Origin of the sequence: Halomonas sp. SpR8, from assembly GCF_031010195.1 — a bacterium.
GTDB lineage: Bacteria > Pseudomonadota > Gammaproteobacteria > Pseudomonadales > Halomonadaceae > Vreelandella.
On sequence record NZ_JAUAMC010000008.1, the window covers coordinates 209,256 to 228,979 of the forward strand.

General features: G+C 52.3%; 17 protein-coding genes. 3 read left to right on the top strand and 14 right to left on the bottom strand.

Translation table 11 applies throughout. From position 1 onward, the window contains the following. Window positions 1-25: 25 nt before the first annotated feature. The 3 genes from QT230_RS16550 to QT230_RS16560 all read right to left on the bottom strand — a co-directional run bounded on the left by QT230_RS16550 (window position 26) and on the right by QT230_RS16560 (window position 4,204). Window positions 26-955 (bottom strand): ABC transporter substrate-binding protein, encoded by a 930-nt coding sequence (locus tag QT230_RS16550; protein ID WP_308323161.1) that lies wholly within the window; start codon window positions 953-955, stop codon window positions 26-28. 158 nt (window positions 956-1,113) lie between these two features. Beyond that, on the bottom strand, window positions 1,114-2,505 hold the full coding sequence (gene cysS / locus QT230_RS16555) for a cysteine--tRNA ligase (protein ID WP_308323162.1): 1,392 nt from the start codon (window positions 2,503-2,505) through the stop codon (window positions 1,114-1,116). 19 nt (window positions 2,506-2,524) lie between these two features. After that, window positions 2,525-4,204: a glutamine--tRNA ligase/YqeY domain fusion protein gene (locus QT230_RS16560; RefSeq protein WP_308323163.1), complete on the bottom strand. Its 1,680-nt coding sequence runs from the start codon at window positions 4,202-4,204 to the stop codon at window positions 2,525-2,527. A 180-nt stretch (window positions 4,205-4,384) separates the two neighbouring features. On the opposite strand from QT230_RS16560, the gene QT230_RS16565 reads away from it, so the two are divergent. Then, on the top strand, window positions 4,385-4,885 hold the full coding sequence (locus QT230_RS16565) for a peptidylprolyl isomerase (protein WP_308323164.1): 501 nt from the start codon (window positions 4,385-4,387) through the stop codon (window positions 4,883-4,885). A 13-nt stretch (window positions 4,886-4,898) separates the two neighbouring features. After that, window positions 4,899-5,672 (top strand): UDP-2,3-diacylglucosamine diphosphatase, encoded by a 774-nt coding sequence (locus QT230_RS16570; protein WP_308323166.1) that lies wholly within the window; start codon window positions 4,899-4,901, stop codon window positions 5,670-5,672. A gap of 82 nt (window positions 5,673-5,754) precedes the next feature. Here QT230_RS16570 and QT230_RS16575 read toward each other — a convergent pair whose 3' ends face one another. The 8 genes from QT230_RS16575 to QT230_RS16610 all read right to left on the bottom strand — a co-directional run bounded on the left by QT230_RS16575 (window position 5,755) and on the right by QT230_RS16610 (window position 15,328). Next, window positions 5,755-7,575, bottom strand: coding sequence for a SurA N-terminal domain-containing protein (locus QT230_RS16575; protein WP_308323167.1), 1,821 nt, complete (start codon window positions 7,573-7,575; stop codon window positions 5,755-5,757). Between the two features lie 126 nt (window positions 7,576-7,701). After that, window positions 7,702-7,974 carry a nucleoid-associated protein HU-beta gene (hupB, locus tag QT230_RS16580; RefSeq protein WP_308323168.1) on the bottom strand — a complete coding sequence of 91 codons (273 nt, stop codon included), beginning with the start codon at window positions 7,972-7,974 and terminating at the stop codon, window positions 7,702-7,704. Between the two features lie 193 nt (window positions 7,975-8,167). Then, window positions 8,168-10,579 (bottom strand): endopeptidase La, encoded by a 2,412-nt coding sequence (lon, locus tag QT230_RS16585; protein WP_308323169.1) that lies wholly within the window; start codon window positions 10,577-10,579, stop codon window positions 8,168-8,170. A gap of 256 nt (window positions 10,580-10,835) precedes the next feature. Beyond that, window positions 10,836-12,116 (bottom strand): ATP-dependent Clp protease ATP-binding subunit ClpX, encoded by a 1,281-nt coding sequence (gene clpX, locus QT230_RS16590; RefSeq protein ID WP_308323170.1) that lies wholly within the window; start codon window positions 12,114-12,116, stop codon window positions 10,836-10,838. 75 nt (window positions 12,117-12,191) lie between these two features. Next, the gene (clpP, locus tag QT230_RS16595; protein WP_308323172.1) at window positions 12,192-12,809 is read right to left on the bottom strand and encodes an ATP-dependent Clp endopeptidase proteolytic subunit ClpP; all 618 of its coding nucleotides are present in this window, start codon (window positions 12,807-12,809) and stop codon (window positions 12,192-12,194) included. Window positions 12,810-12,876: 67 nt separating this feature from the next. Beyond that, window positions 12,877-14,229, bottom strand: a complete 1,353-nt coding sequence (gene tig / locus QT230_RS16600; protein ID WP_308323173.1) for a trigger factor — start codon at window positions 14,227-14,229, stop codon at window positions 12,877-12,879. Between the two features lie 262 nt (window positions 14,230-14,491). Next, on the bottom strand, window positions 14,492-14,860 hold the full coding sequence (locus tag QT230_RS16605) for a hypothetical protein (RefSeq protein WP_308323174.1): 369 nt from the start codon (window positions 14,858-14,860) through the stop codon (window positions 14,492-14,494). Between the two features lie 3 nt (window positions 14,861-14,863). After that, on the bottom strand, window positions 14,864-15,328 hold the full coding sequence (locus QT230_RS16610) for a flavodoxin domain-containing protein (RefSeq protein WP_308323175.1): 465 nt from the start codon (window positions 15,326-15,328) through the stop codon (window positions 14,864-14,866). 143 nt (window positions 15,329-15,471) lie between these two features. Here QT230_RS16610 and QT230_RS16615 point away from each other — a divergent pair, with 143 nt between their 5' ends. Further along, window positions 15,472-15,678: a DUF2788 domain-containing protein gene (locus QT230_RS16615; RefSeq protein WP_308323176.1), complete on the top strand. Its 207-nt coding sequence runs from the start codon at window positions 15,472-15,474 to the stop codon at window positions 15,676-15,678. Window positions 15,679-15,850: 172 nt separating this feature from the next. Here QT230_RS16615 and QT230_RS16620 read toward each other — a convergent pair whose 3' ends face one another. The 3 genes from QT230_RS16620 to pheS all read right to left on the bottom strand — a co-directional run bounded on the left by QT230_RS16620 (window position 15,851) and on the right by pheS (window position 19,712). Next, window positions 15,851-16,153, bottom strand: a complete 303-nt coding sequence (locus QT230_RS16620; RefSeq protein WP_308323177.1) for an integration host factor subunit alpha — start codon at window positions 16,151-16,153, stop codon at window positions 15,851-15,853. A 131-nt stretch (window positions 16,154-16,284) separates the two neighbouring features. Next, window positions 16,285-18,666: a phenylalanine--tRNA ligase subunit beta gene (pheT, locus tag QT230_RS16625; protein WP_308323178.1), complete on the bottom strand. Its 2,382-nt coding sequence runs from the start codon at window positions 18,664-18,666 to the stop codon at window positions 16,285-16,287. A 26-nt stretch (window positions 18,667-18,692) separates the two neighbouring features. Next, window positions 18,693-19,712, bottom strand: coding sequence for a phenylalanine--tRNA ligase subunit alpha (pheS, locus tag QT230_RS16630; RefSeq protein WP_308323179.1), 1,020 nt, complete (start codon window positions 19,710-19,712; stop codon window positions 18,693-18,695). Between the last annotated feature and the right edge of the window lie 12 nt (window positions 19,713-19,724).

A 19,724-nucleotide genomic window follows, 5' to 3' on the forward strand; every position in this document is an offset into this window, starting at 1 on the left:
AACTAGTTATTCCACTCATCGAACATTAGTTATCAAGCGAGTCGAGATAGTCGCTAGCCACTTGAGCCGGCGATAAACCGTTGACGGCAACATCCGCATTGAGCTCTTGTAGAGTGACTAAATCGAGGCTCGTAAAAACATCGTTGAGCAGGCTTTCAATGTCAGGGTATGTTTTCAGAATGCTCTCACGCACCACAGGCGCAGGCTGATAAACAGGCTGCACGCCCTTAGTGTCTTCTAGTACGACCAGGCCAAGCGCGCTTAAGCCACCGTCGGTGCCATAGGTCATGGCACCATTAACGCCGCTGGTCTGCTGAGCGGCAGCCCGCATGGTGGCGGCGGTATTCCCCCCCGAAAGCACCAGCAGTTGATCATCGCTAAGCTCAAAGCCATAAGCTTCTTGGAACGCGGGCAGTGCTTGAGCAGACTCGACAAACTCAGCGCTTGCCGCAAACTTAAACTCGCCGCCGTTATCCAAGTAGGTAGCAAGGTCTTCGAGACTCACTAAACCGTGCTCTTCAGCAACGTCTTCCCGAATACTCATTGCCCAGGTGTTATTAGCACTGGCGGGCTGTAGCCATACTAAACCTTGTTCTGCATCACGCTCGCGCACGGTTTTGTAGGCCTCATCAGCATTGTTCCATACTGAGCTGTCGGTCATATCAAAAAAGAACGCGCCATTACCCGTGTACTCGGGATATAGATCAATCTCGCCCGCTTCTATCGCCGAGCGAACCACGCTAGTGCCGCCCAGCTGTAAACGGTTTTCCGTCGAAATATCGTGGCGTTCCAGGGTTTGAATGATCAGTTCACCCAACACTGAACCTTCCGTGTCGATTTTGGATGACACTACCACGGGCTCGTTGGCGCTGACCTGAGAAAATGCTGCTAGGGATACGGCACCACAGGCAGCAATAAAGGTCTTAGCAATGAGAGAATTAGCTGAAAAGCGCATCTTTGAATTCCTTTTGAAGTGAGCTTTTTTGACTGAGGCTCTTAATGAGTATAAGAGCCTTCAGCGTGTTTACTATAAAAAGCCTTCAGCGTGTTTGCTATAAAAGCCCCCTGCGTTTAAGTTAGCGCCAAAGCCACCAACGTGGTCAAGGGTAAGACTTAAGGCGCCTCAAATACCCAAGACGTGCCCTCCCGGGAGTCCTTCAGAATAATCCCCAGAGCTGCGAGTTCATCGCGAATCGCATCCGCCTGAGCAAAGTTTTTACTTGCCTTGGCTTCAATGCGCTGGGCGATTTTCGCTTCGATCTCGTTCTCGCTAAGCGGCATGCCTTGCTGCTGGGTGCCTTTTAAGAACGTTTGCGGCGCTTGCTGAAGAAGCCCCAAAATATCCCCCAGCTGTTTTAACTCCCCCGCCAGCTTGGCAGCTTCGTCTGGCTGCTCCTGCTTAGACCGGTTGAGCTCGCGGGCTAATTCAAACAGCACTGCCAGCCCTTCCGGAGTATTGAAATCATCATCCATTACCTGGATGAAGCGCTCCCGGTATGCCGAAGTGCCGCTGCCTCCATCGTCCGGTTCAACCCCTTCCAGCGCGGTATACAAACGCGTTAGCGATTTACGCGCCTCGTTAAGCGAATCGACCGAGTAGTTAATCGGGCTACGGTAATGGCTGGCCACCAGCAGAAAACGCACCACTTCTGGATCGTGCTCGGCCAACACATCGCGAATGGTGAAGAAGTTACCCAAGGATTTGGACATCTTCTCTTGGTTCACGCGCACGGCACCGGCGTGCATCCAGGTGTTGACGTAGGTTTTACCCGTCGCGGCCTCTGATTGAGCGATCTCGTTTTCATGGTGGGGAAAGGTTAAATCCGGCCCGCCGCCATGAATATCGAAGGTATCACCCAAGCAGCAGGTCGACATGGCCGAGCACTCGATATGCCAACCAGGCCTGCCATTGCCCCAGGGTGACACCCAGTGCTCCTCTCCCGGCTTAGCAGCTTTCCAAAGCACAAAATCGAGCGGGTCTTCTTTATGAATGTCTACATCAACCCGGCTGCCTGCGCGCATATCATCAAGCTGACGGTTATTAAGTTTCCCGTAATCGGCAAATTTGCGTACCCGATAGTAGACATCGCCATTATCTGCGGCGTAGGCGAAGTCTTTTTCAATCAGCGTTTCAATCATGGCCACAATATCGTCGATATGGCCGGTAGCGCGAGGCTCATGGCTGGGCGGCAAAACGTTGAGTCGCGCTTCATCCTCATGCATGGCAGCAATCATGCGCTCAGTCAGCGCTGAGATACTTTCGCCATTCTCGTCGGCGCGCTTGAGGATCTTGTCGTCGATATCGGTAATATTGCGCACGTAGTTAACGTCGTAGCCGCGCTCACGCAGGTAGCGGGTGATCACGTCAAAAGCAACCATAACGCGAGCATGCCCCAGGTGGCAGTAGTCATACACCGTCATGCCGCAGACATACATGCTCACTTTGCCCGCTACTAATGGGGTGAAAGGTTCTTTGCGACGCGTCAGCGTATTGTAAATATACATATGGCTATCCATGTTTTTCTTAGCCCTTCTGCTTGATTTTGGCCCAGCTGTCTTTCAATCCCACGGTACGGTTAAAAACCAAATGTTCGGGCGTGGAATCGTGGCGGTCAGCGCAGAAGTAGCCGACGCGCTCAAACTGGAAGCGTGACTCGGGGGTGGCTTCGGCAAGGCTTGGCTCGCCAATTGCTTGGCATATGACCAGAGATTTCGGGTTCAGGTGCTCTAGAAAATCGACATCTTTGTCGCGATCGGGCTGCTCAACGGTGAACAGGTTGTCATACAGACGCACTTCCATCGGTACGCCGTGAGCGGCACTGACCCAATGAATAACGCCTTTGACCTTGCGCCCTTCGGGGTTTTTGCCCAGCGTATCGAAATCCACCGAACAGTGCAGTTCGTTGATTTCACCGGCAGCGTCTTTGATCACCTCATCGCAGCGAATCACGTAGCTGTTACGCAGGCGTACTTCTTTACCCGGTGCAAGCCGGAAGAACTTTTTAGGCGCGTCTTCCATGAAGTCGTCTTGATCAATATACAACTCACGGGCGAACGGCACCTTGCGTACTGTCATATCCTCACGGGCGGGGTGGCCCGGCACGTCGTATACTTCTTGGTGATCCTCCGGCACGTTAGTGAGGACGACTTTTAACGGATTTAGCACACACATAGCGCGCGGGGCATTGTCTTCAAGATCCGAGCGAATCGCATGGGTCAGCATGGCAATATCGACTAAGCCACCGTCGGCGCGGGTAACCCCAATCATTTCGCAGAATTTACGTATAGAGGCTGGCGTGTAACCACGGCGACGCATACCGGAAATGGTCGGCATACGTGGATCATCCCAACCATCGACGATTTTTTCGTCGACCAGTAGCTTTAGTTTGCGCTTGGAAGTCAGCGTGTAATCGAGATTCAACCGGGCGAATTCGATCTGGCGCGGCTTCGCCGGTACCGGCAAATTATTTAAGAACCACTCGTAAAGCGGACGGTGATCCTCAAACTCCAACGTGCAGATCGAATGGGTAATGCCTTCAATGGCATCCGACTGTCCGTGGGTAAAGTCGTAAGAGGGGTAAATTTTCCACTTATCGCCCGTTTGATGGTGGCTGGCGTGGCGAATACGATAAATAATCGGATCACGCAGATTAATATTAGGTGATGCCATATCGATTTTAGCCCGCACCACCTTTTCGCTTTCGCCAAACTCGCCATCGCGCATGCGCTCTAGCAAGTCCAGGTTCTCGTCGGCACTGCGCTCGCGGTAAGGACTAGGCTTACCCGGTGCGGTTAAAGTACCGCGATACTCTCGTATTTCATCCGGTGAAAGGTCATCAACGTAAGCCTTGCCTTCGTGCATTAAGTGCTGTGCCCAGGCGTAAAGCTGGCCAAAGTAATCAGAGGCAAAGCGAACGGGGCCAGCCCATTCAAAGCCTAGCCAACTGACGTCTTCTTTGATCGCATCGATGTAGGCCTGGTCTTCTTTGGCGGGGTTGGTGTCGTCAAAACGCAGATGACACTCGCCACCCAGTTGCTCCGCCAACCCGAAATTGAGACAGATCGACTTCGCATGGCCGATATGCAGAAAGCCGTTGGGCTCGGGGGGGAAGCGCGTCACGATTTTAGTGACCTGGCCGCCCTCGATTTCGTCGCGTACTTGGTTGCGAATGAAGTTCGGCGCTGGGGTGGTCTCGTTGGTCATGGCGGTGTTTGATAACCTCGTGGTGGATGGCGTACTGAGCCGTGAGGGCATGCTGAAAACATGCCGTGAAAACATAGGATACGCCTATGGCCCTTCGCGGTGCAGGGCAAAACCGCTATTATAGCGTGACGCCGATGCACAGCGCCAAGGCGAACGCCTTTATTGAACAGGAATTTATCTATGATCGTATTACAGACGAACCATGGTGACATCACCATCGCCCTTAACCACGAAAAAGCGCCGATTAGCGCAGCGAATTTTGAGCAGTACGTTCGCGACGGATTTTATGACGGCACCCTGTTTCACCGGGTCATCGACGGTTTCATGGTACAAGGCGGCGGTTTCGATAAAGAGTTTAACCAAAAACCGACCCGAGCCTCCATCGACAACGAAGCGGACAATGGCTTGAAAAATACCATTGGCACATTGGCAATGGCGCGCACCCAGGACCCACACTCGGCGACGGCCCAGTTTTTTATCAATGTGGGCAACAATAGCTTTCTTGATCACAGCGGTAAAAGCCTGCAAGGCTGGGGCTATGCAGTATTTGGTGAAGTCGTTGATGGAATGGACGTGGTAAACGAGATCAAAAACGTCGCCACAACGCGCCGGGGCATGCACGCCGATGTGCCTACTGAAGATGTGATTATTGAGCGCGCTTACGTCAAGGACGCGGAATAACCCTGGGAGCCTTATGCGCACACTGCTTGTTGCCGACCTGCATCTAAGTAGCGATACCCCTGAGATTAACCAGGGATTTTACCGTTATCTAGAGCACACAGCCTCAGGGGCCGATGCTTTGTATATTCTGGGCGACTTGTTTGATGCCTGGATTGGCGATGACCTGCTCGACGCCAATAACCACCCGCTAAGCGTCGTGGCCCAAGAGATCATTCACCGGTTACGCACGCTGAGTAGCGAGGGTACAGCGGTCTATCTAATGCATGGCAACCGCGATTTTCTGCTCGGCGAACGCTTTGTGGCCGCCTGTCAGGCAGCGCTGCTACCTGATATTCAAGCAGTAGAAATTCAGGGTGTGCCTTTAGTGGTGCTGCACGGCGACAGCATGTGTACCCAAGATGAGGCCTATATGACTTTTCGCCAGCAGTCGCGCAACCCAGAGTGGCAGGCACAAATGCTTGCCTTACCGTTAGAACAACGGGTGGCGCTAGCACAAAGCCTGCGCATGCAGTCGGGCGAGGCCAATGCGAACAAAGCAGAGGCGATTATGGATGTGACCCAACAAGAGGTCGTCACACTGATGGAGCGTTACGGCGTTTCCACCATGATTCATGGTCACACCCATCGGCCGCACGTACATGACCTAACGGTAGAAGACGTACCAGCCAAACGCTATGTATTAGGCGATTGGGACGCCCAGCACGGCTGGGATATCGTCATTGAACGCTCTGATCACACGATGCCCAGGTTACGGCAGTTTTCATTAACTGCTTTACCTGATGCTTAAGCATATTTTTCTAGAATAAAAAAGCCGATCGTGAGATCGGCTTTTTTAGGTCCTGCTGATTTTAACTCAAGCTTGAGCGATCTTATCGCTCAATGTCTGCATCACTGCGCAGGTCGTCAATCAGCCCCTGGAGTACCGATTGGGCCCGCAACTGCTCGGCCATTTGAGAAACAAAGGTTTCCATTTCCTCGTTGACCTCACCGTCGCTGACACTATCTAGAGCAACTAGGGCTACGCCTTGCGGTAGTTCAACGGCCCTATAAACGCTTTCGCCCTCTTCAGGACGCGACATACGGAAGGCTTCCTGCACGATCAGTTGAGGCACGGTAGAATCCGCTTGGCGACTAATGTCGTTCGCTTCTAACCAATTTAGATCAACCGTTTCATCGGCCTGAAGCTCTTTGATCAGTGCCTGCGCTTCTTCACGCAGCACTTGTTGCTGCTGCTCAGCAGCCACTGAAATTTCGACCTGCTCACGCACCTCATCAAGGGGTAACAACGTCGCATCGCGCTGTTCTGCGACCCGCAGCACCAACCGGCGGTCCTGATCCAGTTCAATGACTTCGCTGTTGTAACCTTCCTCTAGCACATCATTACTAAACGCTGCCGACATTACACCAGGCTCTGATAACACGCCCTCTGCTTCGTCATTCCGGGCAAGCCAATCACTCTCGTTAAGTGTTAACCCAACTTGATCGGCAACGCTCTGCAAATCATCTGCAGCAAAGCTCTCATCAATGAGCAGTTGTACCTGCTGATTAAACTCATCATCAACGTCGCGTAGCGCTACTTCGCGCGCCAACTGATCACGCTGCTCCTCAAAAGTCGGGCCTTGAATATCCGTCACCTGGATAATGTGAAAAGCACCATCCAATTCGACCGGTTGAGAAATCTCGCCCTCTTCCAATCCAAAAGCAGCTTCATCAAAGGTGTCACCAAAGAAACCACGGCTAATTACACCAAGATCACCACCCTCTTCCGCACTGGCAGTGTCATCTGAATAGCGTAGTGCGGTCTCCTCAAACGACTCACCGCTATCTAACGCTTCCCGTGCGGTGTCTGCTACTTCCTGAGCTTCCTCACGTGAGCGCTCATCGCCAAAAGTGACCATGATATGTGAAACACGACGATCCGCTGCACGGTTTTGCTCACGCCACGCTTCTCGTAATGTCTGCTCGTCAACATCACGCCCTTCAGCCATGGCTTGACGGTCAAGCAAAACATACTCAAGGCGCACCTGTTCAGGGCGCTCATAGCGTTCCCGATGGGCATCATAGTACGTTTGTAGATCGTCTTCGCTAACATCGATGTCGGATTCCACATCATTACCATCAAGGATGACATAGCGAAAGCTGCGCTGCTGCCGCTGCAGCTCAGCTAGTCGCTCTTGCTCATTGGGGAGAGTGAAATCGCTGAAAGCGAGGCCTTGCTGTAGATGCTGGCGCTGAATATCAACACGCAACTCTTCACGAAATGATAGTGGTGTATAGCCAGCACCTGCTAAGCGATTACGAAACACCTCAGCCGAAAAACGTCCGTCCTGATCGTGAAACTCAGGCAAACTGACAATCATCTGATCTAACTGCTCATCAGAAACGCTAAAGCCGCCATCCTCAGCATACTGGGACAGCAACTGCTGTGTGATGAGCTGATCAAGCATATCGCTGCGCAGGGCGCGCTCTTGCTCTGGAGGCACTTGACCTGAACGTAACGCGCGCTGAACTTCAAGCTCGACTTGCTGACGCATAATCGGCTGACCGTTGACGCTCGCGACTTCATTTGGATCATCGCCAAAAAGTCCAAACAGTGACTCAATCCCGAAAAGTGCCATGGCCGCGACCATAACACCGATAATAATTTTGGCACCCCAGCTCCTGGAGCCATCTCGAATACTTTGCAGCATGCTAGCCTCAGATAGTCACAGCCAAACAGATCGGCCCGCTAACCCGTCATAAATAGTGGGTCAGAAAATAACATGGGCGCATCGCCAATGCGATGCGCCCATTAGGTTACAGCAAACGCGGTCAAATTAGTTGACGGCGTCTTTCAGCGCTTTACCTGCTTTGAAGCTGGGTACTTTGGCTGCGCTGATCTGGATTGGCTCACCCGTTTGTGGGTTGCGGCCAGTACGAGCAGCACGCTCTTTGATCGCGAAGGTACCAAAACCTACCAAAGATACGCTGTCGCCTTTCTTAAGGCTATCGGTGACAGACTCAACCATGGCATCCAATGCGCGGGTTGCCGCTGCTTTGGGAATATCTGCAGACGCGGCAATGGCTTCAATCAGCTCGGACTTATTCACTCTTCACCCCTTGACTGTTTCAAAAAATGGCTCTGAACGGCATGGTCACCGATGGATTCGACGATCAAAGCATAGCTAGGTTTTATAGCAATGCTTTGAAACATCTGTCAAGCAACCATGCTGCGAGATACCCACCACACGAGCGGCGGGAAAATATTAAGTAAAATTAAAGACCAACAAGGACTTTAACAGCTTAATGGGTACTAGCAACAACGGTTTTACTAAACGATGCTTCGGCACTTTTCAATGGCGCACCGTCCTCTACCTTATCAGCTAGCGCTACGGCTAAGACATCATCTATCCAGCGTACCGGACGAATATCCAATGCTCCTTTGATATTGTCAGGTACTTCCTTGAGATCACGACGGTTTTCTTCAGGAATTAGCACTGTCTTTATACCACCGCGGCGGGCTGCCAGCAATTTCTCCTTCAACCCACCGATTGGCAATACTTCTCCGCGCAGATTGACTTCACCGGTCATTGCCACATCACAGCGTACCGCACGCTGGGTGTAAGCGGAAACGATCGCCGTCACCATGGCAATGCCCGCACTGGGGCCATCTTTCGGTGTTGCCCCTTCCGGCACGTGAATATGCAGATCCTCTTTTTCGAACCGCTCGGGGTCAATGCCATAAGCTTCAGCCCTGGCACGCACCACTGTTTGGGCAGCACTCACCGATTCTTTCATCACATCGCCCAGCGATCCGGTCTTGTTAATTCGACCCTTACCCGGCGTCACCACAGACTCAATGTTGAGCAACTCACCACCTACCGATGTCCAGGCAAGCCCTGTGACGCGGCCAATCTGGTCGTCCTGCTCCGCCAAGCCGTAGCTGTAGCGGCGAACGCCCGCATAGTGTTCAATTTGCTCGGCCGTTAAGCTCTGCCCCGCTTGGATGGCTTGCGGGTCACGCTCTTTTTCAATTTGCTCACGCAATACCTTGCGCGACACCTTGGCAATCTGACGCTCCAACTCACGCACGCCCGCTTCACGGGTGTAATAGCGAATAAGCTCTAAAAGCGCGCTATCTTCCAGCGTTAACTCATCGCCTTTCAAACCGTTCGCGGCTAGTTGCTTGGGTAATAAGTAGCGCTTAGCGATCGCCAGCTTTTCATCTTCGGTGTAACCCGGCAGACGAATAATCTCCATGCGATCCAGCAAGGCACTGGGGATATTCATCGAATTGGCAGTGCAGATGAATAGCGTCTCGGAGAGATCGTAATCAAGCTCAAGATAGTGATCGCTAAAGCTATTGTTCTGCTCAGGATCCAGCACCTCGAGCAATGCAGAGGCGGGATCACCACGGTGATCCATGCCTAACTTATCGACCTCATCCAGCAGAAATAGCGGGTTTTTAACGCCTGCGCGACTCATGCGCTGCATTAATTTACCCGGCAACGAGCCGATATAGGTACGCCGATGGCCGCGAATCTCAGATTCATCACGGACGCCACCCAGTGCCAGACGCACATATTTGCGGTTAGTGGCTCGGGCAATTGACTGCCCTAGCGAAGTTTTACCTACCCCGGGCGGGCCAACCAAACACAGCACGGGCCCTTTCATCTTGCGTACACGCTGCTGCACGGCGAGATATTCAAGAATTCGCGCTTTAACCTCTTCCAGCCCGTAGTGGTCCTCGTCCAATACTTGCTGCGCCTTGACCAAATCATGCTTAACCCGCGTACGCTTTTTCCACGGCACGGCGACTAACCAATCCAGATAAGAGCGCACCACCGTAGCTTCGGCAGAGTTTGAGGCCATCATTTTGAGCTTATTCAGCTCTTGAGTCGCTTTCTCAGACGCCTCCTTCGGCATACCAGACTCTTTGATCGCCAGCTCGTACTTCTCAGCCTCATTGGGCACGTTATCCAGCTCACCCATCTCTTTCTGGATAGCTTTCATTTGCTCGTTGAGATAGTACTCGCGCTGGGTCTTCTCCATCTGCTCCTTGACTCGCGAACGGATGCGCTTCTCTACTTGAAGCAGGTCAATTTCAGACTCAATCAACGCCATCAGATGCTCAATACGATCGCGAACGCGATCCATTTCAAGCAGCTCTTGTTTGTCACCAATTTTAAGCGACAGATGGGCACAAATGGTGTCCACCAAACGGCTTGGATCTTCAATCCCCGACAGCGAGTTAAGCACTTCGTTAGGGACTTTTTTGGAGAGCTTAACGTACTGCTCGAACTGGTTGACTAGCACACGCACCAGCGCTTCTTGTTCACGACTGGTCAGCGGCTCACTCTCACGCGGCGTTAAATGGGCCTGAGTGTAGCCTGCGGAATTCTCTTCGACATTCAAAACATCCGCTCGGAAATTGCCCTCAATGAGGACTTTGACCGTACCATCGGGCAACTTAAGCAGTTGCATGATATCGGCCACGGTGCCCATTGCATAAAGATCCGCGTTGTCAGGCTCATCTTGAGACGCTTCACGCTGAGCCACCAGTAGCACACGTTTATCAGCCTCCATCGCCGCTTCGAGTGCCTGGATAGACTTTTCACGACCTACAAAAAGGGGAATGACCATTTGCGGATAAACAACCACATCGCGCAATGGTAACAGGGGTAGACATTGTGTCTGTTCGGCGTTCTGCTGCATCGCAGACGTTCCTCGGCAAATCGGATGAGTACTTAAAAGGAGTACTTGGAAAAGTACTACGCAGTCGTCAATACGCTGGATATAAATACGTTCGCATTGAATTGGCTACGCAGTGACACTCTTGAGCAATGCTCAGCAACAACCGTCTTTAACAGTCTGCTATAAGAACAGTCCTATATAAAAGCAAAGGGCCGCCTAGGCGACCCCTTGGTTTAGTGCAAGCGGATGAAGCTGGGCCGCGCTGCTCGACTAATCACTAACCATCAGTGCCGTCAACACGTGCCTCTTCCTGCTGAGAATAGATCAGCAGAGGTTCGCTCTCTCCGGCAATCACTGAGCCGTCGATAACCACTTTACTAACACCCTCCAAGGAAGGAATTTCGTACATGGTATCCAACAGCACCGACTCTAAAATAGAGCGCAGACCGCGTGCCCCTGTTTTTCGCTCCATGGCTTTCTCTGCCACCGCACGTAACGCTTCATCTCTAAACTCTAGCGCTACATCTTCCATCTCAAACAGCTTAGCATACTGCTTAACCAGCGAGTTTTTGGGCTCGGTTAGAATCTGCACCAGCGCATCTTCAGTAAGCTCCATTAGCGTCGCTATGATCGGCAAACGACCCACAAACTCTGGAATCAGGCCAAACTTAACCAGATCATCAGGCTCTACGTCGGCCAGCAGCTCACCCACCCCACGGGAGGACTCCTTGCTTTTCACCGCCGCATTAAAACCGATGCCACCCTTTTCAGCGCGATCGCGGATAACTTTATCCAGCCCCGCAAACGCACCGCCGACGATAAACAGAATATTGCCCGTATTAACTTGGACAAACTCCTGCTGCGGGTGTTTGCGTCCGCCCTGGGGCGGCACAGAAGCCGTCGTGCCTTCAATCAGCTTCAGCAATGCTTGCTGAACGCCCTCACCCGACACGTCGCGAGTAATTGAAGGGTTATCCGATTTACGTGAAATCTTGTCGATTTCATCGATGTAGACAATACCGCGCTCGGCCTTTTCAACGTCGTAATCGCACTTCTGCAACAGTTTCTGGATGATGTTTTCAACATCTTCACCGACATAGCCGGCTTCCGTCAGCGTGGTTGCATCTGCAATGGTGAAAGGTACATTCAGTAGCCGTGCCATGGTTTCCGCTAGCAGCGTTTTACCGCTACCGGTGGGACCAATCAGCAGAATGTTTGATTTACCTAGCTCTACATCGCCATCACGAACATCTGTTTTTAGACGCTTATAGTGGTTATAGACCGCTACTGAAAGCACCATTTTGGCGCGATCCTGCCCAATGACGTAGTCGTCCAGTGTATAACGTATTTCGCGGGGCGTAGGTAAACGCTCCTCGTCGCTCTCGGCATCGGCTTCGAGAACTTCCTCGCGAATGATGTCATTACATAAGTCGACACACTCATCGCAGATATAGACGGACGGACCCGCAATTAATTTACGTACTTCGTTTTGGTTTTTGCCACAAAACGAGCAGTAAAGCAGTTTGCCACCTTCGTCTTTGCCTTTGCCGTCGGCCATTCGAATACCTCTATCACTGCGGCGGCTTTACGCCGCCGGAAAAGCTCGTTAGAAAAGCAGAATACCATCACGCTATCAGGATGTAGGCCGCTTATCCAGCACTGCGTCAATCAAACCATACTCTTTGGCTTTATTGGCGCTCATGAAATTATCTCGGTCGGTATCACGCGAGACAGTTTCAAGATCTTGACCTGTGTGATGAGCAAGAATTTGATTCAACTTCTCGCGAATACCTAAAATTTCACGGGTGTGGATTTCAATATCAGATGCTTGCCCTTGGTAACCACCTAGCGGCTGGTGAATCATCACACGTGAATTGGGTAGGCAGTAACGTTTTCCTGCCGCACCCGCTGTTAATAGCAACGCGCCCATGCTGGCCGCTTGGCCAATACATACGGTGGACACATCAGGCTTAACGAACTGCATCGTGTCGTAAATCGACATGCCCGCAGTCACCGACCCACCTGGCGAGTTGATATACAGGTGAATGTCTTTGTCCGGGTTTTCCGACTCGAGGAACAGTAATTGAGCAACTACTAGATTAGCCATGTAATCTTCTACAGGGCCTACCAAAAAGATCACGCGCTCTTTTAACAGGCGTGAGTAGATGTCGTAGGCTCTTTCCCCTTTGGCGCTTTGCTCAACCACCATGGGCACTAAACCGCCGGCGTTTTGAATATCAAACTCACTCATTCAGGTGATTCCTTGCGTCCGGGAAGGGAAAGGCGCACCGACAAAGGGTGCGCCACGTTCCAGGGTGTTAGGCGCTGGCTTGCTCGCCTTCTTCAGCACCCTCATCTTGCTCGGCTTGCTTTTGCGCCACGGCAAGGGCTTGCTGGTAAGACATTTCAACGTCTTTAATGTTCGTTTGCTCAAGCAGCTTAGCGACCGCTTTCTCTTCGAGAATGGCAGACTTCACCTGGGTTTTCAGCTGCTCGTTACCCATGTAATAGCTAACGACTTCTTCAGGGTCCTGGTACTGCTCTGCCAATTCGGTCACTTTTGCCTTAATAGCGTCATCATCAGCGTCAAGCTCGTTGGCTTTGATTACTTCAGCCAACAAAAGCCCAACCTGAACACGGCCTTTGGCCTGCTCTTCAAATAGTTCATTAGGCAGTTGGCTGACATCAAAATCTTCGCCCAAACCGAACTGCTGTGCTGCTTGACGCTTCATACCGTCTGTTTCTTGCTGCACAAGTGAGCTTGGCACTGGAATCTCATTAACCTTTTTAAGCGCATCCAACACCTGCTGCTTGACGCGATTATCCACGGCCTGCGAAGCTTCACGGGTCATGTTTTTCTTAATTTCAGCGCGGAATTTTTCTTGATCACCGCCTTCAACGCCAAAACGCTCAATAAATTCGTCATCGACTTCTGGCAGTTTCTGGCTACTGACTTTGTGAACCGTGACTTTGAAGGTAGCTTCTTTACCAGCCAAATGCTCAGCCTGATAATCCGCCGGGAAAGTGACGTTGAGCGTCTTCTCTTCGCCCGCTTTAGCGCCAATTAGCTGCTCTTCAAAACCGGGGATAAAGCTGTTAGAGCCAATGACCAGTGTGTGCCCTTCTGCACTACCGCCTTCAAACGGCTCATCACCGATGTAACCCTGAAAATCGATAGTAACCTGATCGCCGTCGGCAGCAGCGACATCAACTTCTTCCCACTCTGCGTTTTGCTTACGCAGCGTATCGATCATCTCATCAACATCCGCATCACTTACGGATACGACAGGGCGTTCAATATCAGTTCCTTCAATTGAGGTTAACTCTACCTGTGGGTAGACCTCCATCACGGCAACGAATTCAAGGTCTTTACCCGATTCATTGACTGACGGCTCAATTTGTGGAAAACCAGCGGGGTTTAAGCCCTCTTCGGTAATTGCGCGCACATAACGCTCACGCATAACTTCGCTAACTACCTCGTTACGAACGTCTTGGCCATAGCGCTGCTGAACAACAGCCATTGGCACCCGGCCTTGGCGAAAACCATTCAAGCGAACATTCTTCGCGGTATCTTTCAAGCGAGCACTAACGGCCTCGTCAATTTCGGCAGCCGGCACCTGAATAGTAATACGGCGTTCGATCTGGGAGGTCGTCTCGACAGAAACTTGCATGAATTGTCCTCTAACGGCTGGGCGTTGTGTTGATTGCTAATAATAAGTTTAAGGGGGCAATTTTAAGAACCCCAACGCATAGTGGCAAGCGCCATGCTCGCAACATGGGGGCAGCGATTTTAAAAACAAGGGAATATGCGAGCAATTAACCGCTATATGGCATGTTTGGCTTCACTATTAGCCCTATGCTGCGTAGTTTATATCATTCTACTGCTTTGTCCGTCTTGCAGCGACTTTTTCAATCACTGTGTCGCTAGCGAGTTTAACGCCCCCCTGTCCACCACAGACTGAGGGCGTGGAGTAATACGCCTAGGGTTGCGCCATGAGAAATGAATACCTGCCAGCTTATCCAGTCTGTAAACAGCGCATGCCAGACGCCCATGACAGCCATTCCTAACAACAGCATAGCTGCTAACCGCTTTAATAGTCTGGGTAGTCTTTGTCGCGCCTGCGCTGACAACAAACGCCACTGAACCGCAGCCGCCACTGCAACCAGCACTAACGCAAAGATAATTAACGTTTGGCGAGTTTCATGTCCGCCTGCCATATAGCGAGGCAGTGCGGCCAACATAACCATACACAAACCTAGCGCGACGCTAATACGTTCAGGCGAGGAAGGAGCACCCTGCATCGCTTAAGCCACCTCTAGCTGCTGAGCAATGATCCACTCTTCCACCCAAGGAATTGCCGCGTCATCAGCCATAAAGGTTTCCATCGCATCAATTTCCAGGCGCTCACCCAAGCGGGTAGCACCATGGTCTGCCAGTAACGCATCTAATGCCCTACCTGCACCACAAAACGTGTCGCCGTATGAACTATCGCCCAGCGCGATGAGACCGTAGCGCAGCGACGTAAGCGAGGGGCTTTGGTCATGCAAATTACGCACGAAGGGCACGAAGTTGCCGGGATAGTCCCCGCTACCCGTTGTGGACACACAAAAAAGCGCTAAATCAGCGTTGCTGTCAGTGATATCGGCAACGGAAGGCTGTTCAATGACTGCTACAGTATACCCGGCCTGCTCAAACAGTGGCTTCACTTGCTCAGCGGCATCTAGCGCGCCACCGTACATCGTACCCACCAAAATACTCAGCTTCGGCATCGTCACTCCCCTGTCAAAGTGTCACAGTGCCAACCGTCAAGTCGACAAATACCCGATGAATTTGCTCAAATATTAACATGACTGATTAAAATGAAACACATCGCTCATGGCGGGTGGTCAAGACATATTGGATAGGAGTGGCTATGCAGCAAACTTTCGAAGCTTGGATCACCCCATTGATGATTGGCGGACTCATCGTATTTATGTGTTTTATTATTTGGGATTTGGCCAAAAAGTCGAACGCTGGCAAGTTTGGCACCATCATGCTGTTTGTGGTGCTCGGCGCTGGCATGCTGGGTTACGTCATAAAAGTGGTGATTACTTGGCTGATTGAGGGCGGAGGCATTTGAGAGGCACCAAATCTCATCATTACAGAGGCGCTCACATCACAACACCCTCCACAACGACGACCACAAATAAAAAAGGAGCGCCCGAAGGCACTCCCCTTAACAGGCAAGGGTCTTGCGCAACCCATCACCTTGACATCAATTGTGCCCCTAAGACCAAAAAACTACTCACCACCTACATATCACCACCTACGTAGTGCTCGACCTGCTGTTTGAGCTTTTGGCCTGGACGAAACGTTACGACTCGACGAGCAGAAATAGGTATTTCTTCACCGGTTTTGGGATTACGGCCTGGTCGTTCGCGCTTATCACGCAAATCAAAGTTACCAAAACCCGAAAGCTTTACCTGCTCGTTTTCACGCAGACAGGCTCGAATCTCTTCAAAAAAAGCTTCGACCATGGCCTTCGCTTCTCGCTTGGACAGGGCTAGCTCAGCATGCAAATGCTCAGCCAGTTCTGCTTTGGTCAACGCACCCATAAGGGTTCTCCTTATCCTTGCAGCAAAAAAAGCAACAAACGCTCTGCATCCAAATACACAGTAGCAACCGCATTGCCAAGAACGTGATAAGCATCGTGGCGTGGCCCAGGCACTAATTTCTAGCTACTTACTTAGCCGCGCAGCTCCGTATCCAGCTTGACACGCACTTGTGTCACAATTGAATCGACCAACTGGTTGATTTCCTCATCGTTTAGCGTGCGCGATGGATGCTGCCAGGTCAAGCCCAATGCAATGCTCTTGCACCCTTCAGGAACACCTTTACCGGCATAGACATCGAAAAGCTTGATATTCTGCAGATATTCGCCCGCTTGTTGCTTGGCACAATCCAGTAGCGCCTGCACAGGTGTCGCTTCTTTGAGTATAAACGCCAGATCACGGCGCACCTCAGGAAAACGTGATAGCGGTTCAAAAGCAGGAATCCGACCTTGACTGAGCACATCCAGGCGCACTTCAAACAGCACTGCATCCATTTTTAAGCCAAGCGTTGCGCGCACCTGCGGGTGCAGGGTGCCAATCCAGCCAGCGGGCTCTCCGCAGTGCAGTAGTTGGGCACTCTGGCCAGGATGCAGCGCCGGGTGCTCAGCAGGCTCAAAGCGCCATGCATCGGCGTTACCGCCCAAGGCCAGAAGGCTTTCTAAATCGCCTTTTAGGTCATAGAAATCTACCCGATCTTTCGCATCACTCCAGCCCTCGGCCTCACGGAAGCCACATACCAAAGCGCCGAGCATCGGTACTTGCGACAACGCATCCAACTCACCGTTAAATACTAGCCCGGTTTCAAATATCCGCACGCGCGTTTGCTGACGATTGAGATTATGCTCCATGGTACGAACCAAACCAGGCAGCAGGCTTGCCCGCATTACCGACAAATCGGACGATATAGGATTTGCCAGTACCGGGCTCACCGCCTCTGGCAACATCGCAGCCTGCAGCTCAGGAGCCACAAAACTGTAGGTTATAGCCTCTTGAAAGCCACGAGCCACCATTTGACGGCGTACCAGGGCCTGGGTAAGCGTTGCCTCATCTGCAGAGCGCAGCGCCAAGCGTGCCGCAGGGCGACGCACCGGCAAATTATTGTAGCCGTGGATACGCGCGACTTCTTCGATGAGGTCTTCTTCGATAGCCAGGTCAAAACGCCAGCTTGGCGCGATAACCGCCCAACCGGCATCCTCTACGCTGACATCAAGCCCTAGTCGTTGCAAAATATCGGTCACATCATCACTATCCAGGGCCTTGGAGAGCGCCCTTTCCAAACGCGCACTGCGTAACAGTATCGCGCGATCTGCAGGCATATGCTCAGCACTTTGAGCCTCAACAACAGGCCCAGCCTGACCGCCGCAGATCTCAATCAAAAGCTGCGTGGCACGCTCGACGGCGACTGGCGTCAGCTGCGGATCAACACCACGCTCAAAGCGATGTGATGCATCGGTATGCAGCCCGTAGGAGCGCGCTTGCCCCGCAATGGCAAGTGGTGTGAAGAAGGCTGATTCCAGGAAAATAGTCTGGGTAACTTGATTAACACCGGAGTTTTCACCCCCCATCACCCCTGCCATGGCTAGCGGGCCGGACTGATCGGCAATCACCAGCGTCTCAGGACGCAGCGCCACTTCACTACCATCAAGCAGCGTTAGCTTCTCGCCTGGCTTAGCCATGCGCACAACCATGCCGCCTTGCAGGTTATCACGATCAAAGGCGTGCATCGGCTGGCCTAATTCCAGCATGACGTAGTTGGTAATATCCACCACGGGGTCAATAGAGCGCACGCCACTACGGCGCAACCGCTCGACCATCCACAGTGGCGTTTCAGCCTTAACGTTAACGCCTTTGATAATGCGACCGAGATAGCGGGGGCACTGCTCTGGCGCCTCAATGCTAACCGCAAAGCTATCGTCAACCTCAGCCGCCACCGGTGCTATTGCCGGCCCACTAACCGGCAAGCGGTTAAGTACGCCGACTTCACGCGCCATCCCTTTAATACTTAAGCAATCGCCACGATTAGGCGTCAGATCGACCTCAATGGTCATGTCATTAAGGTGCATGAACTCTCGGAAATCGACACCCACTGGCGCTGAAGCCGACAGCACCAGAATGCCCGGCGACGCCTCCTCTTCAAGCCCCAACTCGGAGGCAGAACAGATCATCCCCTGCGATTCAACGCCCCGCAGTTTGGCTTTTTTGATCTTGAAGTCCCCCGGCAGCACGCCGCCTACCTGGGCAAAGGGAACTTTCTGGCCAACGGCCACATTGGGCGCCCCGCAGACAACCTGCACAGGCTCGCCACTGCCGTCATCCACGCTGCACACATTGAGCTTATCTGCGTCTGGGTGCTTCTCTTTACTCAGCACCTCAGCCACCACCACGCCGCTGAAGGGCGCAGCGACCGCTTCAACAGCGTCGACTTCCAAGCCCGCCATGGTGATTTGATCGGCCATTGCCTGGGTTTCAAGCTGCGGGGATACCCACTCACGCAGCCACTGTTCTGAAAATTTCATGGTTGATCCTGTATTCGGCGCCGGTCTTAAGCGAATTGACGTAAAAAGCGCAGATCGTTTTCAAAGAACAGGCGTAAATCATTCACGCCGTAGCGCAGCATTGCCAAACGCTCAGCCCCCATTCCGAAGGCAAATCCAGTATAGCGCTCGGTATCAATGCCCGAGTGACGGAACACCTCAGGGTGCACCATGCCGCAACCCATCACTTCCAACCAGCCGCTATGGGAACAGACACGGCAGCCTGCCCCACTACACATCACACACTGAATATCCACTTCGGCGGAGGGTTCAGTGAACGGAAAGTAGGAGGGACGGAAACGCACCGAAAGATCGTCGCGCTCAAAAAATGCCTGAAAAAAATCTTCGATTGTCCCTTTAAGGTCAGCAAAACTAACCCCTTCATCCACCAACAAACCCTCCACTTGATGGAACATCGGCGTGTGGGTCAAATCGGAGTCGCTTCGATAGACGCGCCCTGGACAAACGATACGAATGGGCGGCTCGCTGCTTTTCATGGTGCGCACTTGCACCGGCGAGGTGTGAGTACGCAGCAAACGTGTGGCGTCAAAATAGAAGGTATCGGCCATGCCACGCGCAGGATGGTGTGCGGGAATATTGAGGGCTTCAAAATTGTGATAGTCGTCTTCAATTTCAGGCCCTACCGCCACGTCATAACCAATACGTGTAAACAGGCCCTCTATACGTTCGAGAGTACGCGTCACAGGATGCAACCCACCACTGGCCTGGCCACGCCCCGGCAAGGTGACATCGATACTTTCAGCGGCCAAGCGGGCATTCAGCGCAGCGCTTTCAAGTTGCTCGCGCTTAGCATCAATTTCGTCCGCCAGCGTTTGCTTGGCTTGGTTAATACGCTCGCCTGCCGCCGGGCGCTCTTCGGCTGACAGCTTACCCAGGCCTTTCAGTAAGGCAGTTACCTCACCTTTTTTACCTAAGTAGCGTACTCGTAACTCGTCTAGTGCGGCGACACTCTGCGCAGCCTGAATGGCGTCGCGCGCCTCAGAGACCAGAGTAGGAAGGTGATCCATCCGTTTCACTCC